Annotated in this window: 12 protein-coding genes and 3 tRNA genes; 11 read left to right on the top strand and 4 right to left on the bottom strand. The window is 63.6% G+C overall.

Annotated elements, in window-relative coordinates; translation table 11 throughout:
• Window positions 1-5: 5 nt before the first annotated feature.
• Window positions 6-1391: a TIGR00366 family protein gene (locus V7D81_RS22230; RefSeq protein ID WP_324320438.1), complete on the bottom strand. Its 1386-nt coding sequence runs from the start codon at window positions 1389-1391 to the stop codon at window positions 6-8.
• 133 nt (window positions 1392-1524) lie between these two features.
• On the opposite strand from V7D81_RS22230, the gene V7D81_RS22225 reads away from it, so the two are divergent.
• The 5 genes from V7D81_RS22225 to V7D81_RS22205 all read left to right on the top strand — a co-directional run bounded on the left by V7D81_RS22225 (window position 1525) and on the right by V7D81_RS22205 (window position 5130).
• Window positions 1525-2268: a uracil-DNA glycosylase gene (locus tag V7D81_RS22225; RefSeq protein ID WP_324320436.1), complete on the top strand. Its 744-nt coding sequence runs from the start codon at window positions 1525-1527 to the stop codon at window positions 2266-2268.
• 128 nt (window positions 2269-2396) lie between these two features.
• Window positions 2397-4217: an excinuclease ABC subunit UvrC gene (gene uvrC / locus V7D81_RS22220; protein WP_324320434.1), complete on the top strand. Its 1821-nt coding sequence runs from the start codon at window positions 2397-2399 to the stop codon at window positions 4215-4217.
• 12 nt (window positions 4218-4229) lie between these two features.
• Window positions 4230-4826 carry a CDP-diacylglycerol--glycerol-3-phosphate 3-phosphatidyltransferase gene (gene pgsA, locus V7D81_RS22215; protein WP_324320432.1) on the top strand — a complete coding sequence of 199 codons (597 nt, stop codon included), beginning with the start codon at window positions 4230-4232 and terminating at the stop codon, window positions 4824-4826.
• A 91-nt stretch (window positions 4827-4917) separates the two neighbouring features.
• Window positions 4918-4993 (top strand) — tRNA-Gly (locus tag V7D81_RS22210).
• 63 nt (window positions 4994-5056) lie between these two features.
• Window positions 5057-5130: transfer RNA gene (locus V7D81_RS22205), tRNA-Cys, on the top strand.
• A gap of 40 nt (window positions 5131-5170) precedes the next feature.
• On the opposite strand, the gene V7D81_RS22200 is transcribed toward V7D81_RS22205, so the two are convergent.
• The 3 genes from V7D81_RS22200 to V7D81_RS22190 form a co-directional block, all read right to left on the bottom strand.
• On the bottom strand, window positions 5171-5569 hold the full coding sequence (locus V7D81_RS22200) for a type II toxin-antitoxin system HicB family antitoxin (protein WP_324320431.1): 399 nt from the start codon (window positions 5567-5569) through the stop codon (window positions 5171-5173).
• 28 nt (window positions 5570-5597) lie between these two features.
• Window positions 5598-5780 carry a type II toxin-antitoxin system HicA family toxin gene (locus V7D81_RS22195; protein ID WP_349257721.1) on the bottom strand — a complete coding sequence of 61 codons (183 nt, stop codon included), beginning with the start codon at window positions 5778-5780 and terminating at the stop codon, window positions 5598-5600.
• Window positions 5781-5847: 67 nt separating this feature from the next.
• Window positions 5848-5932: transfer RNA gene (locus tag V7D81_RS22190), tRNA-Leu, on the bottom strand.
• A 146-nt stretch (window positions 5933-6078) separates the two neighbouring features.
• On the opposite strand from V7D81_RS22190, the gene ccmA reads away from it, so the two are divergent.
• From ccmA to ccsA, 6 genes are all read left to right on the top strand, one after another.
• Window positions 6079-6720 carry a cytochrome c biogenesis heme-transporting ATPase CcmA gene (gene ccmA / locus V7D81_RS22185; RefSeq protein ID WP_324320427.1) on the top strand — a complete coding sequence of 214 codons (642 nt, stop codon included), beginning with the start codon at window positions 6079-6081 and terminating at the stop codon, window positions 6718-6720.
• Window positions 6720-7403: a heme exporter protein CcmB gene (ccmB, locus tag V7D81_RS22180; RefSeq protein ID WP_324320425.1), complete on the top strand. Its 684-nt coding sequence runs from the start codon at window positions 6720-6722 to the stop codon at window positions 7401-7403. Before ccmA ends, ccmB begins: the two co-directional genes overlap by 1 nt.
• A complete protein-coding gene (locus tag V7D81_RS22175) occupies window positions 7400-8200 on the top strand; it encodes a heme ABC transporter permease (RefSeq protein WP_324320423.1) in 801 nt (266 codons plus the stop codon). The genes ccmB and V7D81_RS22175 overlap by 4 nt, the downstream gene beginning before the upstream one ends.
• 2 nt (window positions 8201-8202) lie before the next feature.
• Window positions 8203-8373: a heme exporter protein CcmD gene (ccmD, locus tag V7D81_RS22170; RefSeq protein WP_324320420.1), complete on the top strand. Its 171-nt coding sequence runs from the start codon at window positions 8203-8205 to the stop codon at window positions 8371-8373.
• The gene (gene ccmE / locus V7D81_RS22165; RefSeq protein WP_324320418.1) at window positions 8370-8825 is read left to right on the top strand and encodes a cytochrome c maturation protein CcmE; all 456 of its coding nucleotides are present in this window, start codon (window positions 8370-8372) and stop codon (window positions 8823-8825) included. The genes ccmD and ccmE overlap by 4 nt, the downstream gene beginning before the upstream one ends.
• Before the next feature lie 10 nt (window positions 8826-8835).
• Window positions 8836-9530 (top strand): cytochrome c biogenesis protein CcsA (ccsA, locus tag V7D81_RS22160; RefSeq protein ID WP_324320416.1); only part of this gene is annotated, 695 nt, incomplete at its 3' end.

Here is a 9530-nt window from a genome sequence, read left to right as displayed (position 1 = left end):
CCCGCTCAGCACGGCAGGAACGTGAACGCGAGCGTCCCCATGACGAACCAGATGGCCGCGAAGATCAGGCGATAGCCGAACATCAGACGGAAGTCGACGCGCGCGATGCTCGCGCCGACGACGGCCCAGAACGGCGTCAGCAGGTTGCCCATGTGATCGCCGACGCTGAGCGCGAGCAGGCCACGCTGTGCGGAGTGGCCTACCGACTCCGCCGCCTGCACCGTCACGAAACCCTGAATGAGCCACTGGCCGCCGCTCGTCGGAATGAAGAACGACACGACCGCGCTGATCACGACGATCAGCACCGGGAACGTGTACGGCGTCATGATCGGATCGAACATCGATACGATGTGCTCGCCCACCGGCGTGAACTGGATCAGGCCCGCGACACCGGCATAGAGGTGGTAGAGCAGGACGATCGGCCAGGCGAGCCCGACGGCCTCGCGCAACGCGCGAGTAAAGCGCGCGATGTTCCGATGCAGGATGAGGCCGGCCGTCAGCACGATCGTGTTCATCGAGTTGATGTCGAGCGACAGTTCCTTCACGAAGAAATGCGTGTACAGCCAGGCGAACAGCATCAGCACCAGCGGCACGATCACGAGCGGGCTGTTCTCCATCCGCATGGCGAACGTGCGCTCGTGCGGCGGTATCTCTTCTTCAACTTCTTCGGCGACGCTCGCGTGCGCGTCCTGGAATTCGGAAATCGGCCTGACGTTCTTCGGCATCAGCACGATGCCCGCGATCGTCACGACGATCAGGAAGGAGATCACGAGAATGATGGTGGCCGGCGCCCAGATCGTGGTGCTGAGCGGCATGATGCCGGTCGTCTCTTCCAGGAAATGCCCGGGTGTCGCCATGAGCAGCGGCGCGCTGCCCGACAGGCCGAACTGCCAGACCGCACCCGCGCCCGCCAGCGCGCCCATCAGGAACAGGAAGTCGATCTTCAGGCCTTTCGCCTCGGCGTTCCTGCAGAAATGGATCGCCACCAGCGGCGCCAGCGCGATCGACAGGCCCCAGTTCATGTAGGCGATCACGGCCGAGGTCAGCACCGAACCGGCCACGACCTGCGGCACCGTCCGCGGCAGCTGCGAGAGCCGGATGATGGTGCGTTTGAAGAAGGGCGTGGAGCCCAGAATCAGGCTCAGGACGAGAATCAGCGTCATCTGCATCGTGAAGGCAAGCAGATTCCACAGGCCGTCGTAGTAGGCGTTCATCGTATCGGCGAGGGAGGTGCCGATGCCCAACGACATCGCGACAAGGATGATCAGGAGCAGGATCGACGTCGTGATCGCGTCTGGAACGACACGCTCCATGACGGCCGCGAGCCTTTCGACCCACGCCATTTTTTCTTTGCCCGCGGATGCATTCACCGGTTTTTCGTTCGCTGCCACAGGATCCTCAATTTCATGAAGGCTGATGAGAGGCGCGTCATTGTCGTTGTCGGATCGACGCGGCCGCGATCATACACGCGGACGTCGAAGAGGCGCCCGCTGCTTCGTCACGTCGCCGGGTTACACTGGCGACATGCCCATCACCAGTGCGAAAAAGCGCGCGACGCCTCGCCGTACGCTCGCGCAGATTTCTGTCCGCAAACCGAGTGCGACGAGCGCAGAACTCTGGCCGTCGGACGGCGTGATCTTCGACCGGAACTGCACACTCTGTCCGCGGCTTGCGCAGTTCCTGGCGCAGGGACGCAAGGAATATCCGGACTACTATTGCCTGCCGGTGCCGCCTTTCGGCGACCCCAAGGCGAAGTTCATCATCGTTGGACTGGCGCCGGGATTTCATGGCGCCAATGCCACGGGCCGTCCATTCACGGGCGATCACGCGGGGCTGCTGCTGTATCGCACGCTGCACAAGTTCGGCTTTGCGAGCCGGCCAGAATCGATTGCGGCGGACGATGGACTGAAGCTCATCAATTGCCGCATCACCAATTCAGTGAAATGCGTGCCGCCGGAGAACAAGCCGCTGCCGGCCGAGATCCGCACCTGTCTGCGCTACATCAAGGCGGAGCTGGCGCGTGTGGCGGACGGAACAGTGCTGATGGCGATGGGTTCGATCGGGCACAACGCGGCGCTGAACGCGCTCGGGCTGAAGCCGTCGGCGTTCAAGTTTGCGCACGCGGCGGAGCACGCCCTGCCGCGCGGCATGACGCTGATCGATTCCTATCACTGCAGCCGCTACAACACCCAGACGCGCCGTCTGACCGAGGAAATGTTCGACGCCGTGTTCGCGCGTGCCGCCGAGCTGGTCAGGGAAGGCGTGTAAGATGGCGCTTTCCTTACTGTGGGGCCGGCTTCAGCCGGCCTTCAAAGAGTCAGGCTGAAGCCTGACCTGCAGCAGAGAAGGCGCTATGCAGTGCCATTGAACTCCACACCTTATACCTTCCGCTTCCCTTGCCCGACTTCGATTCCAAACCGTTCCTCGCCAACGTCAGCCAGCGGCCCGGCGTGTACCGGATGCTCGCGGCCGATGGCGAGGTGCTGTACGTCGGCAAGGCGCGCAATCTCAGGAATCGCCTGACGACGTACTTCGTCGGCAAGGCGCAGACGGCCAAGACCATGGCAATGGTCAGCCAGATCGCCAATGTCGAAGTCACCGTGACGGGCTCGGAAACCGAGGCGCTGCTGCTCGAATACAACCTGATCAAGCAGCACAAGCCGCGCTACAACGTCGCGCTGCGCGACGACAAGAGCTTCCCTTATCTCTACATCTCCACCGATCACGACTATCCGCGCATCAGCTTCTATCGCGGCAGCCGCAGCCGGATGCCGGGGAAGTTCTTCGGGCCGTATCCGAATGCCCGCGCCACGCGTGAAACGCTGCTGCTGTTGCAGAAGCTGTTCCTGCTGCGGCCGTGCAGCGATTCGTTCTTCTCGAACCGCTCGCGGCCGTGCCTGCAGTACCAGATCAAGCGCTGCTCCGGCCCGTGCGTGGAACTGATCTCCCGGCAGGACTACGCGCAGGACGTCAGCGATGCGATGAAGGTGCTGGAAGGCCGGGGTGCCGAACTGCTCGAAGACCTGGCGCAACGCATGGAGCAGGCGTCGCAGCAGCTGGAGTTCGAACGGGCGGCGCGATTGCGCGATCAGATCCACGGCATCAAGGCGATTCATTCGACCCAGGCCGTCACCCGCAACGCGGAGCACGACATCGACGCGGTCGCGCTGGTGTCGAACGCCGGCGAGCATTGCGTCTCGATCGTGTTCGTGCGCGGCGGGCGCAATCTCGGCAGCAACAATTTTTTTCCGCGCGCCGGTCTGGCAGAGGCGGGCGAACTGCTCTCGGGATTTCTCGTGCAGTACTACCTCGCACGCGAAGCCCCCGACGAGATTCTCATCAGCGAACCCATCGAAGACGCCGATGTGCTGGAGGCGACGCTGTCGGAAAAGCTGGGACGCACCGTGCGCATCCGCAGCAGCGTTCGCGGCGTGCGTGCGCGCTGGCTCGACATGGCGCGTACCAATGCGGACGTCGGTCTCAAGATGCGTCAGGCCACGGAAGCGACCACTGCCGAGCAGTTGCAGGAAATCGCCACGGCGCTGGGTCTGCCCGCGCTGCCGGCGCGTATCGAATGCTTCGACATCAGTCATACGATGGGCGAGAGGACCGTGGCGTCCTGCGTCGTGTTCGGTCCGGCGGGCCCGCTCAAGTCGGACTATCGGCGCTTCAACATCGACGGTATCGAGCCGGGCGACGACTATGGCGCCATGCGGCAGGCGCTCAGCCGTCGCTATGCGCGAATCAAGAAAGGCGACGTGCCGATGCCGGATCTGCTGCTCATCGACGGCGGACCGGGTCAGCTGGCCCAGGCGATTGCAGTGCTCGATGAGCTGGAAATCGCGGGCATTGCCGTGGTCGGCGTGGCGAAGGGGGCCGACCGTCGTCCCGGGCAGGAGCGGCTTTTCTTGGCCCATCAGGAGCTGCCCACTATACTGCCGCCAGACTCTTCCGCCCTGCATCTGATCCAGAGAATCCGTGACGAGGCCCATCGTTTTGCCATTGCCGGTCATCGTCATCGACGCGCCAAGGCACGCAGGGAATCCATTCTCGAAACCGTTCCCGGGCTCGGGCCGCGCAAGCGCCGTGAACTGCTGCGGCAGTTCGGTGGATTGCAGGGCATTTCGCGCGCCGGCATCGAAGACCTCGAGAAAGTGCACGGCATCAGTCGCAAGCTCGCACAATCGATCTACGACACGTTGCACGTGGCAGGTTGAGGCGGTGTCGCCGTGAGCTTTCCCATCGCCAATGTGCTGACGTTCGCGCGGATCGTGATGATTCCGCTCGTGGTCGTGCTGTTCTACCTGCCGTATGGCTGGTCCGATCCGACGGCCGCCTGCGTCTTCATTCTTGCGGCCATCACCGATTCGCTCGATGGCTACCTCGCGCGGCGTCTCGGACAGACCTCGGCGCTCGGCGCGTTTCTGGATCCGGTCGCAGACAAGCTGATGGTCGTTACCGCGCTCATCCTGCTGGTGAGCCACGATCCGCCGCACCTGAAACTGATCCGCTTCGATCCGCACCTGCTCATCACGTTGACGGCTGCAGTGATCGTCGGCCGGGAGATCACCATCTCGGCACTGCGCGAATGGATGGCGGAGCTGGGTGCGCGCGGCAAGGTGGCGGTGTCTTCGCTCGGCAAGCTCAAGACCATCTTCCAGATGACGGGGCTGTCGATGATGCTGTTTCGCAGCGACGTCTGGTTCATCCCCGCGTTCGAACTCGGCGTGTATTGCCTGGTGGCGGCGGCCGTGCTGACGCTGTGGTCGATGGTGGTCTATCTGCGGGCGGCGTGGCCGGCGCTGAGCGATTCGCAGCCGCGGTGAGATGCGGATTTCCAGATTGCCGCACGGTCTCCGATCTTTACCTTGACAGTGCAGCTTGCCGCCCTAGAATAGCCGCCGCTTCAAGCGACCTGCGGGAATAGCTCAGTTGGTAGAGCGCAACCTTGCCAAGGTTGAGGTCGGGAGTTCGAGCCTCCTTTCCCGCTCCAGATTCTCAGCAAACCCCGGATCACCCACCCGGGGTTTTGCGCTTCTGGGGTCCTCATCGGCGTGGCGCCGTGGCGGAGTGGTTACGCAGCGGTCTGCAAAACCGCGTACGCCGGTTCAATTCCGGCCGGCGCCTCCATCGCAAGTCTGACGATATCGGAACCGGCCAGACACGCCGGCTACTGGCGCATCGCCTGTTCGGCAGCGCGCACCAGGAATCCCGAGCGAGTGTCGCCATGCTTCTGCGCGTACTCATCGATGCGTCGCAGAATTCGGGCCGGCACGGTGATGTTGATCTTCTCTGCGGGCCCGAAGTACTTCTCGATCGGCACCTCGACGATTCCCCAGGTCCAGCCTTTGAACTGAGGATCGGCCTGCCAGTCGCTGAGCGATCTCGTCACAGGCACATCGCCGTTGCTCTCGGCAATGATCTCGCAATGAGTCTCGATGGCTTCGCGAGCGTTGTCGAACGCTTCCTCTACGGTGTCGCCTGCGCTGAAGCAGCCGGGCAGATCCGGCACAACGACGCCGAACGCGGTTTTCTTCGTTCCCGTCTCGATTGCGATGGCAAATTTCATCTGGCTTTACCTCATCGGGGCGGGCGGGTCACTTCAGGCCTGCCTGCTTCAGGATCTTGTGTATCAGCCCTTTGCCGAGATCCTTCTTCGGATGAGGCACGGTCAGGTGTCCTGGCCGCGCTGGATGCTGGAACACGTGATGGCTGCCATGAATCGAGCGTAAAACCCAGCCCGCATCCTGCAGCTTTTTGATGAGTTCCACGCTTTTCATTGGTGGGTATAGTACCTACCGATCAACGTCCATTGTCAACACAGCTCATCGACCGACATTCATTGGCTGGTGGCGGTGACCGGAATCGAACCGGTACGACTTGCGTCGGCAAATTTTAAGTCTGCTGCGTCTACCAATTCCGCCACACCGCCGCTGCGTCCGTTCTCGCGCGGCGCGGATTCTACCCGGCGCAGTGCGAGGCCGCATCGGCCCGGGGGCGGCAGGTCCATCTGCTAGACTGCGCCGCGTTTTTTGTTCCGCGCCGACGATTCCAACGATCAGGTATTCACACGCCGGCATGCTGAGCCCTCTCGAGTCCAACGATGCGCGATTCGAAATCCACGAACTGCACCTGTGGCGCGGCGACCGTCATCTGCTTCGCGGCGTTTCCCTTGCATTGAAAAACGGCGAACTGTTGCAGATCACCGGACCGAACGGCGTCGGCAAGACCAGTCTGTTGCGGTGTGCGGCGGGACTGCTGCCGTTCGAGTCGGGCGAGATCCGCTGGGGCGGGCAGAGCGTGACGGCGGATCGCGACGGATACCACCAGCAGCTCGCCTATCTCGCTCACATCAATGCCCTCAAGGCGGACCTCAGCGCGCTGGAGAATCTTCAGTTTGGCGTCGGCATCCGGCATTCGCTCACCACGGAACAGGCGCACGCAGCGCTGCAGCGATTGCAGATTCCGCATTGCGCCGAACTGCCGGTGCGTGCCCTGTCGGCGGGACAGAAGCGGCGTGTCGCCATCGCGCGAATCGTGCTGAGTGCCGCGCCGCTGTGGATACTGGATGAGCCGATCACCAATCTCGATGCGGCCGGCATCGAGCTGTTCCAGCAGGTGATGAGTGAACACCTGGAAGCGGGCGGAATGATCCTCACGGCGGCGCATCAGTTGCTGCTGCAGGGCCGTCCGGGCGTCGACACCGTGGAGCTGCATTGATGCCGACGGGCGCGCTGCAACTCATGGGACTGGTCGTGCGGCGCGATCTGCGGCTCGCCGTTCGCCACTGGGACCAGGTGATCCAGCCGCTGGTGTTTTTCATGATCGTGACGACGCTGTTTCCGCTCGCAGTGAGCCCGTCGCTTGATGAGTTGCGACGGATTGCGCCGGGCGTGGTGTGGGTCGCGGCCATGCTGGCCTCGCTGCTGGCGCTCGAATCGCTGTTCCGTCCGGACGTCGAGGACGGAACCATGGAGCAGTGGACGCTGTCTGGACAGCCGTTGTCGCTCATGTTGCTGGCGAAGACGCTGACTCACTGGGTGCTGGCGGGACTGCCCATCGTGGTGATGGCGCCGCTGGTCGGTTATTCGCTGGGCCTGCCGGAACAGGCCTGGCCGGTGCTGATCGGTTCGCTCGCCCTGGGTACCGGAGCGTTGAGCGTGCTCGGTGCGATCGGCGCGGCGCTGACAGTGAGCGTGCGACGCGGCAGCGTGCTGCTGGCGTTGCTGGTGCTGCCGCTGGAAGTGCCGATCCTGATCTTCGGCGCCCGCGCCGTGGATCTGGCGATGCACGGCGAGTCGGCGGCTGGTCCGCTAAACTTGCTGGCCGCCGCGCTGGTGCTGTTCGTGAGTCTCGGTCCGGCAGCGATGGCAGCAGCCATGCGAATCAGTGTGGAGTCATGAATACCCAAAAAATGACGACGGAGGCACGCACGACGGGCGAGAACCCGCGACCGGCTTCGCGCTGGCTGTGGTTCTTTCAGCTCGCCTCGCCGCCGCATGCCTACCGTCTGCTGGCGCTGTGGCGTCCATGGCTGTTCTGGCCTGCCGTCGTATTGATGGCGATCGGCGTCTATGGCGGATTGGTGCTGGCGCCACCGGATTACCAGCAGAAGGATGCGTTCCGCATCATCTACGTGCACGTGCCCAGCGCGATCCTGTCGTTGACCGTCTACGTCATGATGGCGGTCGCCGCAGCCATCGGCGTCATCTGGCGCATGAAGCTGGCGCACGCAGTTGCCGCGGCCTGCGCTCCCATCGGCGCCTGGTTCACGGTGCTCGCGCTGGTCACGGGCTCGGTCTGGGGCAAGCCCATGTGGGGCACCTGGTGGGAATGGGATCCGCGCCTGACCTCGGAGCTGATCCTGCTGTTCCTTTATCTCGGTTACATGGCGCTGCGGAGTTCCTTCGACGACCTCCAGCGTGCCGATCGCGCCAGCGCCATCCTCGCCATCGTCGGCGTGGTGAATGTCCCCATCGTCAAATACTCCGTCGTCTGGTGGAACAGCCTGCACCAGGGGCCCAGCCTCTCGGTGACCCAGCTGGACAAGCCCGCCATCGCCGGATCGATGGTGTGGCCGCTGCTGCTGCTGATCCTGGCATTTGTGCTCTACTTCGGCGCCGTGCTCTGTACGCGGGTACGCACCGAGATCCTGCAGCGGGAGCGAAACACTGCCTGGCTCAATGAAGGCGGTCTGTAATCATGAACTTAGCTGATTTTCTTCACATGGGCGGTTACGCGGCGTACGTGTGGCCCTGCTACCTGCTGACCGCCGCGGTGCTGATCGGGATGGAATGGATCAGCCAGCGTCGGCTGAAGGCCGCGCAACTGCTTGCCCGGCGACGTGCACAGGCGGCGGGGAGCCAGGCATGACGGCCCGCCAGCGTCGCATGCTGCTGGTGGCACTCATGGTGATCGGCGTGGGCGCCGCCGCGGCCTTTGCCCTCAGCGCCTTCCAGGACAATCTTCTCTACTTCTATTCCCCATCGGACGTGACCGCCGGCAAGGCGCCGGCCGATCGCACCTTCCGCGTCGGCGGGATGGTGACCGAGGGCAGTTTTCACCGGCCGACCGGCAGCATGGAAGCGACGTTCGTCCTCACGGACTATTCGCACAACGTGACCGTCCGCTACAGCGGCGTGCTGCCCGACCTGTTCCGCGAAGGCCAGGGCATCGTGGCCCGCGGCAAGCTCGACCCGGACGGCCGTTTCGTGGCCGAGGAAGTGCTGGCGAAGCACGACGAGAACTACATGCCCCCCGACGTCGCTGACAGCCTGAAGAAGCAGCATCAGGACGCGGTCCGGAAGTCCCAACCCGCGACCTGAGCAATCCATCATGACCGTCGAGCTGGGCCACTTCGCGCTGATCCTCGCGTTCTGTCTGACGCTGCCGCAGGCGTTCTTCGGCCTCGCCGGCGCCGCGTGGCGCAAGCCGCACTGGATGGCGCTGACCCGCAACGCAGTCGTCGGACATTTCGTGCTGACGGCCATCGCCTTCGTCTGCCTGATGCGGGCGTTCTATCTGAACGACTTCTCCGTGCTGTATGTCGCGCAGAACTCGAACTCCGAGCTGCCGACGATGTATCGCCTGGCCGCGACCTGGGGCGCGCACGAAGGATCACTGCTGCTGTGGCTGCTGGTACAGGCAACGTGGACGCTCGCGGTGGCGGCTTTCAGTCGCTCGATTCCCGAAGTCGTGACGAGTCGCGTGCTCGGCGTGCTGGGTTTGATCAGTGCCGGGTTCGCGCTCTTCATTCTGACGACCTCCAGTCCGTTCGAGCGGCTGTGGCCGGCGGCACTCGACGGTCGCGACCTGAATCCGCTGCTGCAGGATCCCGGACTCATCATCCATCCGCCGATGCAGTACACGGGCTACATCGGCCTGTCGGTGCCGTTCGCGTTCGCGATTGCGGCGATGCTCGAAGGCAAGCTCGATTCGGTGTGGGCGCGCTGGGTGCGGCCGTGGACGAATGTCGCCTGGGTGTTCCTCACGTGCGGCATCACGCTCGGCAGCTGGTGGGCGTACTACGA

Source organism: Povalibacter sp., from assembly GCF_036735925.1.
In the GTDB taxonomy this organism is placed as follows: domain Bacteria; phylum Pseudomonadota; class Gammaproteobacteria; order Steroidobacterales; family Steroidobacteraceae; genus Steroidobacter.
This window is presented reverse-complemented; position numbering and strand designations above follow the sequence as displayed.

Excerpts from the sequence above, each read along its gene's own strand:
- ccmA (WP_324320427.1), top strand. The coding sequence starts at position 6,079 with ATGCTGAGCCCTCTCGAGTCCAACGATGCGCGATTCGAAATCCACGAA.
- V7D81_RS22200 (WP_324320431.1), bottom strand. The coding sequence starts at position 5,569 with ATGAAATTTGCCATCGCAATCGAGACGGGAACGAAGAAAACCGCGTTC.
- ccmB (WP_324320425.1), top strand. The coding sequence starts at position 6,720 with ATGCCGACGGGCGCGCTGCAACTCATGGGACTGGTCGTGCGGCGCGAT.
- ccmE (WP_324320418.1), top strand. The coding sequence starts at position 8,370 with ATGACGGCCCGCCAGCGTCGCATGCTGCTGGTGGCACTCATGGTGATC.
- V7D81_RS22175 (WP_324320423.1), top strand. The coding sequence starts at position 7,400 with ATGAATACCCAAAAAATGACGACGGAGGCACGCACGACGGGCGAGAAC.
- ccmD (WP_324320420.1), top strand. The coding sequence starts at position 8,203 with ATGAACTTAGCTGATTTTCTTCACATGGGCGGTTACGCGGCGTACGTG.
- V7D81_RS22195 (WP_349257721.1), bottom strand. The coding sequence starts at position 5,780 with ATGAAAAGCGTGGAACTCATCAAAAAGCTGCAGGATGCGGGCTGGGTT.
- V7D81_RS22225 (WP_324320436.1), top strand. The coding sequence starts at position 1,525 with ATGCCCATCACCAGTGCGAAAAAGCGCGCGACGCCTCGCCGTACGCTC.